This is a genomic window from Variovorax sp. EBFNA2, from assembly GCF_033802765.1.
In the GTDB taxonomy this organism is placed as follows: Bacteria; Pseudomonadota; Gammaproteobacteria; order Burkholderiales; family Burkholderiaceae_C; genus Variovorax; species Variovorax paradoxus_H.
Window position 1 is genome coordinate 1198567 of record NZ_CP138496.1, and the last position, 15906, is coordinate 1214472.

Sequence of the window (15906 nt, forward strand, 5' to 3'; positions counted from 1 at the left end):
CAGCCACCGCGTGGCGGTCGCACTTGTCGGGTTGCCCGGCGCCGGAAAGTCCGCAGTGGGCCGGCGCTTGGGCGCTCGGCTGAACACTCCGTTCATCGACACAGATCACGTGATCGAGCAGCGCATCGGCTGCACGATCCGTGATTTTTTTGATCGCGAGGGCGAAATCGCCTTCCGCGACATCGAGCAGGCGGTCATTGCCGATTTGGCCGCGAGCCCGCACGGTGTGCTGGCGACCGGCGGTGGCGCCGTGCTGCGCGAGGCCAATCGCCAGCAGCTGCACGATCATTTCCACGTCATTTACCTGCGCTCTTCGCCCGAAGACCTGTTCCGGCGCCTGCGCCATGACGTCAAGCGCCCGTTGTTGCAGGTGGCCGACCCACTGGGCCGGCTGCGCGAGCTGCACGATGCGCGCGACCCGTTCTACCGAGAAACGGCCCATGACGTGGTCGACACCGGCCGCCCGTCGATCGCGGTGCTCGTCAACCTCATCGTGATGCAGCTCGAGCTGGCCGGCGTGGTCGAGCCCGGCGCCCATCCGGAAGAGCCCTCCGACTGACCCCGGCAGGCCCGAGCGCCTAAACTCGCGGCCATGTCCCTGTTCGTTTCGCCCGCACTTTCCGCATCACCACAGCCCGAACGCGTCGAGATCCAACTCGGCGAGCGCAGCTACCCGATCCTCATCGGTGCAGGGCTGCTGCACGACGCCACCAACTTCGACGTCGTTCCGGTGGCCGCGAGTGCATTGATCGTCAGCAACACCACGGTGGCGCCGCTCTACGCCCAGGCGCTGCGCACCGTGCTGGCCGGCCGTTTCCGCACGGTTCACCTGCTCGAACTGCCCGATGGCGAGGTGCACAAGAACCTCGAGACGCTCAACCTGATCTTCGACGCCCTCCTGGGCCACGGCAGCGACCGCAAGACGGTGCTGTTTGCGCTCGGCGGCGGGGTGGTGGGCGACATGACCGGCTTCGCCGCCGCCAGCTACATGCGCGGCGTGCCCTTCGTGCAGGTGCCGACCACGCTGCTGGCGCAGGTCGATTCATCGGTGGGCGGCAAGACGGCCATCAACCACCCGCTGGGCAAGAACATGATCGGCGCGTTCTACCAGCCGCAGCTCGTGGTGTGCGACCTGGACACGCTGCAGACGCTGCCCCCGCGCGAACTGAGCGCCGGCCTGGCCGAAGTCATCAAGTACGGCCCGATCTACGACATGGCCTTCTTCGACTGGATCGAGTCGAACATCGAAGCGCTGGTGGCGCGCGAGCCGGCCGCGCTGGCGTATGCCGTCAAGCGCAGCTGCGAGATCAAGGCGCTGGTGGTCGGCCAGGACGAGCGCGAGACCGGCCTGCGCGCCATCCTTAATTTCGGCCACACCTTCGGCCATGCCATCGAGTCGGGCCTGGGCTACGGCGAGTGGCTGCACGGCGAGGCCGTCGGCTGCGGCATGGTCATGGCCGCGCAGTTGTCGCAGCGGCTCGGCGGCGTCGATGCGGCCTTCGTTGCGCGGCTCACGCGCCTGATCGAGCGTGCCGGACTGCCCACCGTGGGGCCGGCGCTGGGCGCCGAGCGCTACCTCGAGCTGATGCGTGTCGACAAGAAGTCGGAAGCCGGCGAGATCCGCTTCGTGGTGATCGACCGACCCGGCTCCGCCGTCGTGCGCAGCGCGCCCGACGCGATGGTGCGCGACGTGCTCGCGCAGTGCTGCGCGGCATGAGCCTTGCGGCGTACGCCTGCCACCCCGCGCGCTCGCGCGGACGGCGCCACGCGGAACCGCCCGCGCCCACGCGCGATGCCTTCCAGCGCGATCGCGACCGCATCGTTCATTCCACGGCCTTCCGCCGGCTGGTCTACAAGACCCAGGTCTTCCTGAACCACGAGGGCGACCTGTTCCGCACGCGGCTCACGCATTCGCTGGAAGTAGCGCAGCTGGGCCGTTCCATCGCACGCGCGCTGCGACTCAACGAAGACCTGGTCGAGGCCATCGCGCTGGCTCACGACCTTGGCCACACGCCCTTCGGCCACGCCGGGCAGGACGCGCTCAATGCCTGCATGGCCGAACACGGCGGCTTTGAGCACAACCTGCAAAGCCTGCGCGTGGTCGACGCGCTGGAGCACCGCTATCCGCAGTACGACGGCCTGAACCTCAGCTTCGAAACGCGCGAAGGCATCCTCAAGCACTGCTCGCGCGCCAACGCCGAACGCATCGAGGCTGCCGAGCCGCAGGGCGTGGCGCGCCGCTTTCTCGACCGCACGCAGCCGGGGCTGGAGGCGCAGCTATGCAACCTCGCCGACGCCATCGCCTACAACGCACACGACATCGACGACGGCGTGCGCTCGGGTCTCATCAGCGTCGAGCAACTGGCCGACGTGGAACTGTTCGAACGCTACCGCCGAGAGGCGCTGGCCGAGCATCCGCAACTGCCGGGCCAGGGCCGGCGCGTGCTCTATGAAACCATCCGCCGCATGCTCAGCGCGCAGGTCTACGACGTGATCGACACGACGCGCGCGGCCATTGAAGCGCTGGGGCCGGTCGATGCCGACGCCGTGCGCCAGGCGCCGCCGCTGGTGGCCTTCAGCGGCGCCATGCAGGCGCAGTCGGAGGCGCTCAAGCAGTTCCTGTTTCGCAATCTTTATCGCCACCCGCAGGTCACGCAGACCACCGACCAGGCGAGCGAGGTCGTGCGCGAGCTGTTCGACGCCTACCTGGCGCGCGGCACCGAGATGCCCGCGTCGTACGCCGAGCGCCGCGACCGGTACCGTGCCGTGGCCGACTACATCGCCGGCATGACCGACCGCTTCGCCATGCGCGAGCACGAGCGGCTGACCGGCCGCCGGGGCATCGCATGACAGCGGCCGTGCGCTCGAGCGCGTCGGCACACGTGCCCGCCGCCGCCTTCGCCGTCGTGCTGGGCGGCGTCAGCGCCGCGCTGCACCTGGGCAAGCTGCCGCCCGCTGTGCCGGCGCTGCAGGCGTCGCTCGGCATTGACTTGGTCGAGGCGGGCTTCCTGCTGTCGCTGGTCCAGGTCGCGAGCATGACGCTGGGCCTGCTGGCCGGGCTTGCGGCCGACTCCATCGGCCTGCGCCGCAGCATGCTCATCGGGCTGGCGGTGCTGACGACGGCCAGCCTGCTGGGCGGTGCCGTCGGCGCCGGCCTGCTGGGCGAGTCGCATGCCGTGCTGTGGCTGTTCGTGCTGCGTGCGGCGGAAGGCATCGGCTTCCTGATGGCGGTGATGCCCGGCCCGGGACTCATCCGCGCACTGACGCCCGCGGGCGCCGACAAAGCCGCGCTGGGCCTGTGGGGCGCCTACATGCCGCTTGGCGTGGCACTGGCTCTGCTCATCGGGCCGGCTCTCATCGCCTGGGGCGGATGGGCCGACTGGTGGTGGACGCTGTCGCTGGTGTCGGCCGGTGCGGCGCTCTGGGTGTGGCTGGCGGTGCCGCGCGACCGGGCCCGTGTCGTCGGCGCCAGCCTGCTGCCCGCGTCGTCCGGCTGGGCCTCGCGGCTGCGCGAGACGGTCGGTGCGCGCGCGCCGTGGCTGATCGCGCTGACCTTCGCCGTCTACTCGTCCCAGTGGATGGCCGTCATCGGTTTTCTTCCCGCCATCTACGCCGACGCGAAGGTGCCGGCCGCCTGGAGCGCGGTGCTGACCGCGTTGGCCGCGGCGATGAACATCGTCGGCAACCTCATGGGCGGCCGTTGGCTGCAGCGCGGCGTGGCGCCCGAGCGGCTGCTGCAATGGGGCTTCCTGACGATGGCGCTGGGCGGTGTCGCCGCCTTCGCGCAGGTGGGGCAGGGCGCCGAGGCGCTGGGCCTGCCACCCGCGCTGCGCTATGCCGCGATCTGCGCCTTTTCGCTCGGCGGCGGCATGATCCCGGCGACGCTGTTCCTGCTGGGCGTGCGGCTGGCACCGGGGCCGAGCACCGTGTCGACCACGGTCGGCCTGATGCAGCAGGCGTCGTCGCTTGGCCAGTTCCTGGCGCCGCCCGCGGTGGCCTGGCTGGCGCACCGCGTCGGGGGTTGGCATTGGACCTGGACCGCGACGCTGGCTTGCTCGCTTGCCGGCATAGCGGTCGCAACGCGCCTCGGGCGCATTCGGCACGCAGCGGAGGCCACGCCATGAGCGACCCTGCCATCGTCGACGCCGCACAAGCCGAAGCCGACACCCGTCGCTGGCTCGAACGCGCCGTGATCGGGCTCAACCTGTGCCCCTTCGCCAAGGCGGTGCATGTGAAGGGCCAGATCCATTACGTCACCTACCTCGACACCCACGAAGGCCGCCTGATCGATGCGCTGCTGGCCGAAGCCCGCGCACTCGTGGCGCTCGACGCCGAGGTGCGCGACACCACCTTGCTGATCGTCCCCCACGCGCTGGCGGACTTTCTCGACTTCAACGATTTCACGGAGCGCGCCGAGCGCAAGCTTTCTCGCGCGGGCTTCGACGGTGTGCTGCAACTCGCCAGTTTCCATCCGCACTTCCAGTTCGGCGGCACCGAGCCCGACGACATCAGCAACGCCACCAACCGCGCGCCATATCCCACGCTGCACCTGCTGCGCGAAGACAGCATGGACCGCGCGGTCGAAGCCTTTCCGGAGGCCGAGGCCATCTTCGAGCGCAACATCGAGACGCTCGAAGCTCTGGGCCCGGCCGGCTGGGCCGCGCTCGATGTGGGCCCGGGAAGCGCCACGCCATGAACACCAAGAACACCATGACCCGTCCCGCGAAAGCCCACCCCACCAACAAGGCCGCGAAGGCCGAGGCCGAACTGGCCGAAGTCCTGCGGCCGGGCCAGTCCGTCGAGCTGCTCAAGGAGCTGCACATCCTCACGCGCGAAGGCCGGCTCAACCAGGATTCGCGGCGCAAGCTCAAGCAGGTCTACCACCTGTTCCAGTTCATCGAGCAGCTGCTGCGCGAGCTGCCGGGCGAGGGCGCCGAGGCCACGCTGGCCGATCACGGGGCGGGCAAGTCGTACCTCGGTTTCATCATCTACGACCTGTTCTTCCGCGCACGGCAGGGCGGTCATGTCTACGGCATCGAGACGCGCAGCGAGCTGGTCGAGCGCTCCCGCGCGCTGGCGCAGCAGCTGGGCTTCGGGCGCATGTCGTTCCTGAACCTCACCGTGGCCGAGTCGGCGCAGGCGAGCGAACTGCCGGCGCAGATCGACGTGGTCACCGCACTGCACGCCTGCGACACCGCCACCGACGACGCCATCGCCTTCGGCCTCGCCAAGAAGGCGCGCTGCATGGTGCTCGTGCCCTGCTGCCAGGCCGAAGTGGCGGCCTGCCTGCGCGAGACCAAGGCGCTGGCCCTGTCGCGCACGCCGTTGGCCGAACTCTGGCGCCATCCGCTGCACACGCGCGAGATCGGCAGCCAGCTCACCAACGTGCTGCGCTGCCTGTACCTGGAAGCCAACGGCTACAGCGTCACCGTCACCGAGCTCGTCGGCTGGGAGCACAGCATGAAGAACGAGTTGATCCTGGCGCGCTATACCGGCCAGCGCAAGGCGAGCGCGGCGACGCGGCTGCGCGAGCTGCTGGCGCAGTTCGGGCTCGACACGCTGGGCGACACGCGCTTCCGCCTCGCCGACTGAGGATTCGGACGGCGTCGTCCATCGCCCCCATGGCCCGTCTCCCCCGTCTCACGCTGGCCGGCATGCCGCACCACGTGATCCAACGCGGCAACAACCGCCAGCCGATCTTTGTCGACCGTGCCGACCACGAGAAGCTGCTCGGACTGCTGGCCGAGAACGCCGTGCGCTTCGGCATCGCGCTGCACGCCTACGTGCTGATGGACAACCACTTCCACCTGCTGGCCACGCCGGACAGCACCACGGGCCTGCCGCAGTTCATGCAGTCGGTCGGGCGCAGCTACGTGCGCTACTTCAACGACCGCCACGGCCGCAGCGGCACGTTGTGGGAAGGGCGCTACAGATCGACCCTGATCCAGACCGAGCGCTACCTGCTGACCTGCATGGCGTACATCGATCTGAACCCGGTGCGCGCCGGGATGGTCGCGGAGGCGCGCGACTTCCCCTGGTCCAGCCACGGCCACTACGCCGGCCAGCGGCAAGACCGGCTGCTGACCCCGCATCCGCTGTACTGGGAGCTCGGCAACACGCCCTTCGCGCGGGAGGCGGCGTATGCCGAATTGGTGCGTGGCGGGGTTCGTGCGGCCGATCAGCAGGCCCTGACCGACGCTACCTTGCGCGGCTGGGCGGCCGGAGATAGTGACTTTTTGGACACGTTGCAGAAGTCCACCGAGCGCCGTGTGATCAAGGTCAAGGCCGGCCGGCCGCCTGCATCCCCCAAAGATCAAGACTGAAAACGGCCGAGAGCCGCATGCCTGTGGCACTTCGCGCTTTCATTTTCTATGTGTCCCTAATTTAATTCTGACAAGAAAACTCAAGATTTAATAGGAATCTGACCCCCATTAAAGTGTTTGGCATTCTTTGTGCATCGCAATATGCTCCCTTTCCCTGCGAAAACTGAAGGAGCGCGCCATGACGACGGCTGCCGAGATTCAACACCTCCAAAAACACGGTCTGTATTCCGGTGCCGATGAGCACGATGCCTGCGGCGTCGGCTTCGTGGCCCACATCAAGGGCGAGAAAAGCCACGCCATCGTGTTGCAGGGTCTGAAGATCCTCGAGAACCTCGACCACCGCGGCGCCGTCGGCGCCGACAAGCTGATGGGCGACGGTGCGGGCATCCTGATCCAGCTGCCCGACCTGCTGTATCGCGAAGAAATGGCCAAGCAGGGCGTCACGCTGCCCCCGCCCGGCGAATACGGCGTCGGCATGATCTTCCTGCCGAAGGAACACGCCTCGCGCGAAGCCTGCGAACAAGAGATGGAGCGCGCCATCAAGGCCGAAGGCCAGGTGATGCTGGGCTGGCGCGATGTGCCGGTCAACCGCGACATGCCGATGTCGCCCACCGTGCGCGAAAAAGAACCGCTGCTGCGCCAGATCTTCATCGGCCGCGGCAACGACGTGATCGTGCAGGACGCGCTGGAGCGCAAGCTGTACGTGATCCGCAAGACCGCCAGCGCGAACATCCAGCGCCTGAAGCTCAAGCACAGCAAGGAGTACTACGTTCCGAGCATGTCCAGCCGCACCGTGGTCTACAAGGGCCTGCTGCTGGCTGACCAGGTGGGTACCTACTACCTCGACCTGCAAGACAAGCGTTGCGTCTCGGCCCTGGGTCTGGTGCACCAGCGCTTTTCGACCAACACCTTCCCCGAGTGGCCGCTGGCCCACCCGTACCGCTACGTTGCGCACAACGGCGAAATCAACACGGTCAAGGGCAACTACAACTGGATGAAGGCACGCGAAGGCGTGATGTCGTCGCCCGTGCTCGGCGCCGACCTGCAGAAGCTGTACCCGATCAGCTTCGCCGGTCAGTCCGACACCGCCACCTTCGACAACTGCCTCGAGCTGTTGACGATGGCCGGCTACCCCATCAGCCAGGCGGTGATGATGATGATTCCCGAGCCCTGGGAACAGCACGCCACCATGGACACGCGTCGCCGCGCGTTCTACGAATACCACGCCGCCATGCTCGAGCCGTGGGACGGCCCGGCTTCCATCGTGTTCACCGACGGCCGCCAGATCGGCGCCACGCTCGACCGCAACGGCCTGCGCCCCTCGCGCTACTGCGTGACCGACGACGACCTGGTCATCATGGCTTCGGAGTCGGGCGTGCTGCCCGTGCCCGAGCAGAAGATCGTGCGCAAGTGGCGCCTGCAGCCCGGCAAGATGTTCCTGATCGACCTGGAGCAGGGCCGCATGATCGACGACGAGGAGGTCAAGTCGACCCTCGCCAACAGCAAGCCCTACAAGCAGTGGATCGAAAACCTGCGCATCAAGCTCGACAGCGTCAAGGCCGAACCGGCCGCGATTCCTGTGAGCCAGGTGGCGCTGCTCGACCGCCAGCAGGCCTTCGGCTACACCCAGGAAGACATCAAGTTCCTGATGAGCCCGATGGCGCAAGCCGGCGAAGAAGGCATCGGCTCCATGGGCAACGACAGCCCGCTGGCCGTGCTCTCCAGCAAGAACAAGCCGCTGTACAACTACTTCAAGCAGCTGTTCGCGCAGGTCACGAACCCGCCGATCGACCCGATCCGCGAAGCGATCGTGATGTCGCTGGTGTCCTTCATCGGCCCCAAGCCGAACCTGCTCGACATCAACCAGGTCAACCCGCCGATGCGGCTCGAAGTGAGCCAGCCCATCCTCGACTTCGCCGACATGGCGAAGCTGCGCGACATCGGCACCTACACGCAGGGCAAGTTCAAGAGCTACGTGCTGGACATCACCTACCCGCTGGGCTGGGGCGATGAGGGCGTCGAAGCCAAGCTGGCCTCGCTGTGCGCCGAAGCGGTCGACGCCATCAAGGGCGGCCACAACATCCTCATCGTGAGCGACCGTGGCGTGAGCCCGACGCAGGTGGCGATCCCCGCCGTGCTGGCCCTCTCGGCCGTGCACCAGTACCTCGTTCGCGAAGGCCTGCGTACCACGGCTGGCCTCGTCGTCGAGACCGGCTCGGCGCGCGAAGTGCATCACTTCGGCGTGCTCGCCGGCTACGGCGCCGAAGCCGTGCACCCCTACCTCGCGATGGAAACTCTGGCGGCCATGCACGCCGACCTGCCGGGCGACCTGAGCGCCGAGAAGGCGGTCTACAACTACGTCAAGGCCATCGGCAAGGGCCTGTCGAAGATCATGTCGAAGATGGGTGTCAGCACCTACATGAGCTACTGCGGCGCCCAGCTGTTCGAAGCCATCGGCTTGAACACCGAGACCGTCAACAAGTACTTCACCGGCACCGCCAGCCGCGTGGAGGGCATCGGCGTCTTCGAGATCGCCGAAGAAGCCATCCGCATGCACAAGGCCGCCTTCGGTGACGACCCGGTGCTCGCCAACATGCTCGACGCCGGCGGCGAATACGCCTGGCGCACGCGCGGCGAAGAGCACATGTGGACGCCCGACGCCATCGCCAAGCTGCAGCACAGCACGCGTTCCAACAACTGGAACACGTACAAGGAATACGCGCAGCTCATCAACGACCAGAACCGCCGCCACCTCACGCTGCGCGGTCTGTTCGAGTTCAAGATCGATCCGGCCAAGGCCATTCCGGTGGACGAGGTCGAAGCGGCCGCCGAGATCGTCAAGCGCTTCGCCACCGGCGCGATGTCGCTGGGCTCGATCAGCACCGAGGCGCACGCCACGCTTGCCATTGCCATGAACCGCATCGGCGGCAAGAGCAACACGGGCGAAGGCGGTGAAGACCCCGCGCGCTACCGCAACGAACTGAAGGGCATCCCGATCAAGCAAGGCGACACGCTCAAGAGCGTGATCGGCGCGGCCAACGTCGAGGTCGACCTGCCGCTGCAGGACGGCGACTCGCTGCGTTCGCGCATCAAGCAGGTGGCGTCGGGCCGCTTCGGCGTCACCGCCGAGTACCTGCACTCGGCCGACCAGATCCAGATCAAGATGGCGCAGGGTGCCAAGCCGGGCGAGGGCGGTCAGCTGCCCGGCGGCAAGGTCACCGAGTACATCGGCAAGCAGCGTTATGCCGTGCCGGGCGTGGGCCTCATCTCGCCGCCGCCGCACCACGACATCTACTCGATCGAAGACTTGGCGCAGCTCATCCACGACCTGAAGAACACCGCGCCGCACGCCAGCATCAGCGTGAAGCTGGTGAGCGAAATCGGCGTCGGCACCATCGCTGCAGGCGTGGCCAAGTGCAAGAGCGACCACGTCGTGATCGCCGGCCATGACGGCGGCACGGGCGCCTCGCCCTGGTCGTCGATCAAGCACGCGGGCAGCCCGTGGGAAATCGGCCTGGCCGAAACGCAGCAGACGCTGGTGCTCAACCGCCTGCGCAGCCGCATCCGCGTGCAGGCCGACGGCCAGATGAAGACCGGCCGCGACGTCGCCATCGGCGCGTTGCTGGGCGCTGACGAGTTCGGCTTCGCCACCGCACCGCTGGTGGTCGAGGGCTGCATCATGATGCGCAAGTGCCACCTGAACACCTGCCCGGTGGGCGTGGCCACGCAAGACCCGCTGCTGCGCAAGAAGTTCTCGGGCAAGCCCGAGCACGTCGTCAACTACTTCTTCTTCGTTGCCGAAGAAGTGCGCCAGATCATGGCCCAGCTGGGCATTCGCAAGTTCGACGACCTGATCGGCCGCGCCGACCTGCTCGACATGCGCAAGGGCATCGAGCACTGGAAGGCCTCGGGCCTCGATTTCAGCCGCCTGTTCGCGCTGCCGATCGTGCCGGCCGACGTGCCGCGCTTCCATGTCGAAAACCAGGACCACGGCCTCGAGCGCGCGCTCGACGTGAAGCTCATCGAGAAGTCGCGTCCCGCCATCGACAAGGGCGAGAAGGTGCAGTTCATCGAGGTGGCGCGCAACGTCAACCGCTCGGTGGGCGCGATGCTCTCCGGCGCGCTGACCAAGGTGCATCCGCAGGGCCTGCCCGACGATTCGATCCGCATCCAGCTCGAAGGCACGGGCGGCCAGTCGTTCGGCGCGTTCCTGGCACGCGGCATCACGCTGTACCTGATCGGCGACGCCAACGACTACACCGGCAAGGGCCTCTCTGGCGGCCGCGTGGTGGTGCGCCCCAGCCTGGACTTCCGCGGTGAAGCGGCACGCAACACCATCGTCGGCAACACCGCGCTGTACGGCGCGACCACCGGCGAGGCCTACCTGTGTGGCGTGGCCGGCGAACGCTTCGCGGTGCGCCTGTCGGGCGCCACGGCGGTCATCGAAGGCACCGGCGACCACGGCTGCGAATACATGACCGGCGGCACGGTGGCCGTGCTCGGCAAGACGGGCCGCAATTTCGCGGCCGGCATGAGCGGCGGCGTCGCCTTCGTCTACGACGAGGACGGCCAGTTCGCCACGCGCTGCAACCTCTCGATGGTGTCGCTCGACAAGGTGCTGACCTCGGCCGAGCAGACCGCCAGCGTGCATCGCAAGATCTGGCACGGCGGCGAGACCGACGAAGCGCAGCTGAAGAAGCTGCTCGAAGAGCACCACCGCTGGACCGGCAGCAAGCGCGCGCGCGAGCTGCTCGACACCTGGGCCGAGTCGCGCACCAAGTTCGTCAAGGTGTTCCCGAACGAGTACAAGCGCGCCCTGGCCGAACTGCACGACCGCCAGGTCGAGCTGGCCAGCAGCGGCAACAACGCCCACGTGGGCCTCGAGCCGCACGCACTGGCTGCGCCCGCCACGGCCGCCGTCTGAGCGCGCCATAGATACGAAGAACAGAGGACAGCACGATGGGAAAAATCACCGGCTTCATGGAGCATGAGCGTGTCGAAGAGGGCTACAAGCCCGTCGAAGAGCGCGTCAAGCACTACAAGGAATTCGTCGTCGGCCTGAACACCGACCAGGCCAAGGTGCAGGGCGCACGCTGCATGGACTGCGGCACGCCGTTCTGCAACAGCGGCTGCCCGGTCAACAACATCATTCCGGACTTCAACGACCTCGTGTACCGCGACGACTGGCAAAACGCCTTCGCGGTGCTCGACTCGACCAACAACTTCCCCGAGTTCACCGGCCGCATCTGCCCCGCACCTTGCGAAGCCGCCTGCGTGCTCAACGTGAACGACGACGCGGTCGGCATCAAGTCGCTGGAACACGCGATCATCGACCGCGCCTGGGACGAGGGCTGGGTTGCACCGCGCGTTGCCAAGCACAAGACCGGCAAGAAGGTCGCCGTGGTGGGCTCCGGCCCGGCCGGCATGGCCGCCGCGCAGCAGCTCGCGCGCGCAGGCCACGACGTCACGTTGTTCGAGAAGAACGACCGTGTCGGCGGCCTGCTGCGCTACGGCATCCCTGACTTCAAGATGGAGAAGTCGCACATCGATCGCCGCGTCGAGCAGATGAAGGCCGAAGGCGTGACCTTCCGCACCGGCGTCATGGTCGGTGCCGCGAAAGACCCGCTGGGCAAGGGCTCCAAGGTGACCAACCTCGCCAAGGAAACCATCACGCCCGAGCAGCTGCAGAAAGACTTCGACGCCGTGGTGCTCACCGGTGGCGCCGAGCAATCGCGCGACCTGCCCGTGCCGGGCCGCGACCTCGACGGCATCCATTTCGCGATGGAGTTCCTGCCGCAGCAGAACCGCGTCAACGCGGGCGACAAGGTCAAGGGCCAGCTGCGCGCCGAAGGCAAGCATGTGATCGTGATCGGCGGTGGCGACACCGGCTCCGACTGCGTGGGCACCAGCAACCGCCATGGCGCCGTGAGCGTCACGCAGTTCGAACTGATGCCGCAGCCGCCCGAAGAAGAGAACCGTCCGCTGACCTGGCCCTACTGGCCGATCAAGCTGCGCACCAGCTCCAGCCATGAAGAAGGTTGCGAGCGCGAGTTCGCCATCTCGACCAAGGAGTTCATCGGCGAAAAGGGCAAGGTCACTGGCCTGAAGACCGTGCGCGTCGAATGGAAGAACGGCAAGATGCAGGAAGTGCCCGGCAGCGAGCAGATCCTCAAGGCCGACCTCGTGCTGCTCGCCATGGGCTTCATCAGCCCCGTGGCCACCGTGCTCGACGCCTTCGGTGTCGAGAAGGACGCCCGTGGCAACGCGCGCGCCACGGTCGACTTCATTGGCGGCTACGCTACAAATGTGCCCAAGGTATTTGCTGCAGGTGACATTCGTCGCGGACAGTCACTGGTGGTGTGGGCAATTCGCGAAGGCCGGCAGGCTGCGCGCTCGGTCGACGAATTTTTGATGGGATTCAGCGACTTACCGCGCTGATTTTTGTTTCAGTGAAGCGGTGCCGTTCGCGGCCCCGTTATCATCCGCGGAAACCGCATGCCGGGATGCCTCTCAGGGCGCCCGGCTTTTTTATTGTGATGGACCCAGCCACACCACCGTCTTCCTCCTTCGTCGAATTCCGCGATGTCTCGTTCGGCTACGGCGCGCGCGCGATCCTCGACGGCGTGTCGTTTTCCGTGCCGCGAGGCAAGGTGACGGCACTGATGGGGGCGTCGGGTGGCGGCAAGACCACCGTGCTGCGCCTGATCGGCGGCCAGCAACGCGCACAGCGCGGCGAAGTGCTGTTCGATGGCAAAGACGTCGGCCGCTTCAATGCCGCCACGCTGTATGCGGCGCGGCGCCGCATGGGCATGCTGTTCCAGTTCGGCGCGCTGTTCACCGACATCAGCGTGTTCGACAACGTGGCCTTCCCGCTGCGCGAGCACACGCAGCTGTCGGAAGCACTGGTGCGCGACATCGTGCTCATGAAGCTCGATGCCGTCGGCCTGCGCGGTGCGCGCGACCTGATGCCCAGCGAGATCTCAGGCGGCATGGCGCGGCGCGTGGCGCTGGCCCGTGCGATCGCACTCGACCCCGACCTCGTCATGTACGACGAGCCCTTTGCGGGCCTCGATCCGATCTCGCTTGGTACGGCCGCGCGGTTGATCCGCCAGCTCAACGATGCGCTCGGCCTCACCAGCATCATCGTGTCGCACGACCTCGAAGAAACCTTCCGCATCGCCGACCACGTGATCGTCCTGGCCAACGGCGGCATCGCCGCGCAGGGGCGGCCTGAAGAGGTGCGTGAAAGCGCCGATCCGCTGGTGCACCAGTTCGTCAACGCACTGCCCGACGGGCCGGTGCGCTTCCACTACCCGGGCGTCAGCATCGAAGACGATTTCGGGAACAGGGAAGGGGGGCGCTCATGAGTTGGTGGAAGCCCGCCGACGTCGGCTTTGCCGTGCGCAGCCAATTGGCTGGCATGGGTCACGGCGCCAAGCTCTTCCTGCGGCTGCTCGGCCCGGGCGCGCAGATCATGCGTCGCTTCGGGTTGGTGCGTGACCAGATCCATTTCCTCGGCAACTACTCGCTCGCGATCATCGGCGTGTCGGGGCTGTTCGTGGGCTTCGTGCTCGGGCTGCAGATGTACTACGCGCTGCAGCGCTACGGCTCGTCCGAAGCGCTCGGCCTGCTGGTCGCGCTGAGTCTCGTGCGCGAACTCGGTCCCGTGGTGGCGGCCCTGCTGTTCACCGGCCGGGCCGGCACGTCGCTGACGGCCGAGATCGGCCTCATGAAGGCCAACGAGCAGTTGAGCGCCATGGAGATGATGGCGGTCGACCCGGTGCAGCGCATCCTGGCGCCGCGCTTCTGGGCCGGCGTCATCACCATGCCGCTGCTGGCGGCCGTGTTCAGCGCGGTCGGCATCATGGGCGGCTACGTCGTGGGCGTGATCATGCTGGGCGTCGACCCGGGCGCGTTCTGGGGCCAGATGCAAGGCGGTGTCGATGTCTGGCGTGACGTTGGCAACGGCGTCATCAAGAGCATCGTGTTCGGTTTCACCGTGACCTTCATCGCGCTGCTGCAGGGCTTCGAGGCCCAACCGACGCCCGAAGGCGTGTCGCGCGCGACCACGCGGACCGTGGTCATGGCGTCGCTGGCGGTCTTGGGGCTCGATTTCTTGCTCACCGCCATGATGTTCAGTATCTAAAGGGGCCCCGGCCCCATCGTTCTAGACAGAGAGTGCAAACCATGCAACGTTCCACCAACGACATCTGGGTCGGCCTGTTCGTGCTGATCGGCGGCGCCGCCTTGCTGTTCCTGGCACTGCAGTCGGCCAATCTGCTGAGCCTGAACTTCCAGAAGACCTACACGGTCACCGCGCGCTTCGACAACATCGGCGGGCTCAAGCCCCAGACGGCGGTCAAGAGCGCTGGCGTTGTGGTCGGTCGTGTGGAATCCATCGCGTTCAACGACAAGGCCTTTCAGGCCGATGTGACGCTGGCGCTGCAAAACCGTTACAGTTTTCCCAAGGACAGCTCGCTCAAGATCCTGACCAGTGGCCTGCTCGGCGAGCAGTACATCGGCATCGAGGCGGGCGCCGAGGAAAAGAACCTGCAAGCCGGCGACACCATCACTGCGACCCAATCGGCCGTGGTGCTGGAGAACCTGATCAGCCAGTTCCTGTACAGCAAGGCCGCCGACGGGAGTACGGGGCCGGGAACAGCCAATAAGAAATGACCACACGACTTTTTTCGTCGACTGCTATCAAAAGTGTAGCTAATTCCGCCCGTTGGGCCGCTGCAACCCTGGGCTTCGCATTCGTGGCCGGATGCGCCACCGGATCCGGCGCGAGCCCGACCGACCCCTTCGAGCCGTACAACCGCGGCATGACGCGCTTCAACGACACCGTCGACGAAGCCGTGCTGGAGCCCGTGGCCACTGCGTATCAGAACGTGGTGCCTTCGCTGGTGCGCCAGGGCGTGACCAACTTCTTCAGCAACCTCGGCGACGTCTGGAGCCTGGCCAACAACGTGGCCCAGCTCAAGCTGCAGAACAGCGCCGAGACGTTCATGCGCTTGAACGTCAACACCTTCTTCGGCCTGGGCGGCCTGCTCGACGTCGCCTCCGAGGCGCGCCTGCCGCGCCACGAGGAAGACTTCGGCCAGACGCTGGGCTACTGGGGCGTGGGCGCCGGTCCGTACGTGGTGCTGCCGCTGCTCGGCCCTTCCACGCTGCGCGACACGATCGCCCGGCCGGTCGACATGTACGGTGACGCGCAGGGCCACATCCACGACATCGCCTGGCGCAATTCGCTGTCGGGCCTGCGTGTCGTGGACACCCGTTCGCGTTACCTGGGCGCGACCCGCCTGCTCGGCGAAGCCGCGCTCGACAAGTATTCGTTCACGCGCGATGCGTTCCTGCAGCGCCGCCGCAACCAGGTCTACGACGGCAATCCGCCGGACGACGACAACGCCGGCAAGTGATGGCGGCGCGGCGGAGGGGGAAGCCTGCTTGCATCCGGTTGCAAGGCTTCACCTCCGCTTCAGGAACCCGGTCGGCCTGAGGCCTGTCGAAACCGTTCCTGTCTCAGCACGGGGCCATTGGCTGCACCGTGCAGGGAAGACAATTAACCTGAGGGACTCAC

The 15906-nt window shown here is 66.9% G+C and carries 13 protein-coding genes; all 13 read left to right on the plus strand.

The window, feature by feature from the left end:
- Positions 1–10: 10 nt before the first annotated feature.
- The gene (locus RZE79_RS05360; protein ID WP_319359321.1) at positions 11–559 is read left to right on the plus strand and encodes a shikimate kinase; all 549 of its coding nucleotides are present in this window, start codon (positions 11–13) and stop codon (positions 557–559) included.
- Between the two features lie 33 nt (positions 560–592).
- On the plus strand, positions 593–1717 hold the full coding sequence (gene aroB, locus RZE79_RS05365; RefSeq protein ID WP_319359322.1) for a 3-dehydroquinate synthase: 1125 nt from the start codon (positions 593–595) through the stop codon (positions 1715–1717).
- Positions 1714–2850 (plus strand): deoxyguanosinetriphosphate triphosphohydrolase, encoded by a 1137-nt coding sequence (locus tag RZE79_RS05370; RefSeq protein WP_319359323.1) that lies wholly within the window; start codon positions 1714–1716, stop codon positions 2848–2850. The genes aroB and RZE79_RS05370 overlap by 4 nt, the downstream gene beginning before the upstream one ends.
- Entirely contained in the window at positions 2847–4124 is a 1278-nt protein-coding gene (locus tag RZE79_RS05375; protein ID WP_319359324.1) for an MFS transporter, read from the plus strand. The genes RZE79_RS05370 and RZE79_RS05375 overlap by 4 nt, the downstream gene beginning before the upstream one ends.
- Positions 4121–4696, plus strand: a complete 576-nt coding sequence (locus RZE79_RS05380) for a DUF1415 domain-containing protein (protein ID WP_319359325.1) — start codon at positions 4121–4123, stop codon at positions 4694–4696. The genes RZE79_RS05375 and RZE79_RS05380 overlap by 4 nt, the downstream gene beginning before the upstream one ends.
- Positions 4697–4710: 14 nt before the next feature.
- Positions 4711–5592, plus strand: coding sequence for an SAM-dependent methyltransferase (locus RZE79_RS05385; RefSeq protein ID WP_319361100.1), 882 nt, complete (start codon positions 4711–4713; stop codon positions 5590–5592).
- 29 nt (positions 5593–5621) lie between these two features.
- Positions 5622–6323 (plus strand): transposase, encoded by a 702-nt coding sequence (locus RZE79_RS05390; RefSeq protein WP_319359326.1) that lies wholly within the window; start codon positions 5622–5624, stop codon positions 6321–6323.
- A gap of 178 nt (positions 6324–6501) precedes the next feature.
- Positions 6502–11247 (plus strand): glutamate synthase-related protein, encoded by a 4746-nt coding sequence (locus RZE79_RS05395; RefSeq protein WP_319359327.1) that lies wholly within the window; start codon positions 6502–6504, stop codon positions 11245–11247.
- Positions 11248–11282: 35 nt separating this feature from the next.
- Positions 11283–12761, plus strand: a complete 1479-nt coding sequence (locus tag RZE79_RS05400) for a glutamate synthase subunit beta (protein WP_319359328.1) — start codon at positions 11283–11285, stop codon at positions 12759–12761.
- A gap of 65 nt (positions 12762–12826) precedes the next feature.
- On the plus strand, positions 12827–13690 hold the full coding sequence (locus RZE79_RS05405) for an ABC transporter ATP-binding protein (RefSeq protein WP_319359329.1): 864 nt from the start codon (positions 12827–12829) through the stop codon (positions 13688–13690).
- Entirely contained in the window at positions 13687–14469 is a 783-nt protein-coding gene (mlaE, locus tag RZE79_RS05410) for a lipid asymmetry maintenance ABC transporter permease subunit MlaE (protein ID WP_101491009.1), read from the plus strand. Before RZE79_RS05405 ends, mlaE begins: the two co-directional genes overlap by 4 nt.
- A gap of 41 nt (positions 14470–14510) precedes the next feature.
- Positions 14511–14999 (plus strand): outer membrane lipid asymmetry maintenance protein MlaD, encoded by a 489-nt coding sequence (mlaD, locus tag RZE79_RS05415; protein ID WP_153280456.1) that lies wholly within the window; start codon positions 14511–14513, stop codon positions 14997–14999.
- Positions 14996–15745: a VacJ family lipoprotein gene (locus RZE79_RS05420; protein ID WP_319359330.1), complete on the plus strand. Its 750-nt coding sequence runs from the start codon at positions 14996–14998 to the stop codon at positions 15743–15745. The genes mlaD and RZE79_RS05420 overlap by 4 nt, the downstream gene beginning before the upstream one ends.
- The last annotated feature ends 161 nt before the right edge of the window (positions 15746–15906 follow it).

Bases quoted from the DNA above. Each gene is read 5' to 3' on its own strand.
- mlaD (WP_153280456.1), top strand. From the start codon at position 14,511: ATGCAACGTTCCACCAACGACATCTGGGTCGGCCTGTTCGTGCTGATC.
- RZE79_RS05405 (WP_319359329.1), top strand. From the start codon at position 12,827: ATGCCTCTCAGGGCGCCCGGCTTTTTTATTGTGATGGACCCAGCCACA.
- RZE79_RS05375 (WP_319359324.1), top strand. From the start codon at position 2,847: ATGACAGCGGCCGTGCGCTCGAGCGCGTCGGCACACGTGCCCGCCGCC.
- aroB (WP_319359322.1), top strand. From the start codon at position 593: ATGTCCCTGTTCGTTTCGCCCGCACTTTCCGCATCACCACAGCCCGAA.
- RZE79_RS05390 (WP_319359326.1), top strand. From the start codon at position 5,622: ATGGCCCGTCTCCCCCGTCTCACGCTGGCCGGCATGCCGCACCACGTG.
- RZE79_RS05420 (WP_319359330.1), top strand. From the start codon at position 14,996: ATGACCACACGACTTTTTTCGTCGACTGCTATCAAAAGTGTAGCTAAT.
- RZE79_RS05370 (WP_319359323.1), top strand. From the start codon at position 1,714: ATGAGCCTTGCGGCGTACGCCTGCCACCCCGCGCGCTCGCGCGGACGG.
- RZE79_RS05400 (WP_319359328.1), top strand. From the start codon at position 11,283: ATGGGAAAAATCACCGGCTTCATGGAGCATGAGCGTGTCGAAGAGGGC.
- mlaE (WP_101491009.1), top strand. From the start codon at position 13,687: ATGAGTTGGTGGAAGCCCGCCGACGTCGGCTTTGCCGTGCGCAGCCAA.
- RZE79_RS05395 (WP_319359327.1), top strand. From the start codon at position 6,502: ATGACGACGGCTGCCGAGATTCAACACCTCCAAAAACACGGTCTGTAT.
- RZE79_RS05385 (WP_319361100.1), top strand. From the start codon at position 4,711: ATGACCCGTCCCGCGAAAGCCCACCCCACCAACAAGGCCGCGAAGGCC.
- RZE79_RS05380 (WP_319359325.1), top strand. From the start codon at position 4,121: ATGAGCGACCCTGCCATCGTCGACGCCGCACAAGCCGAAGCCGACACC.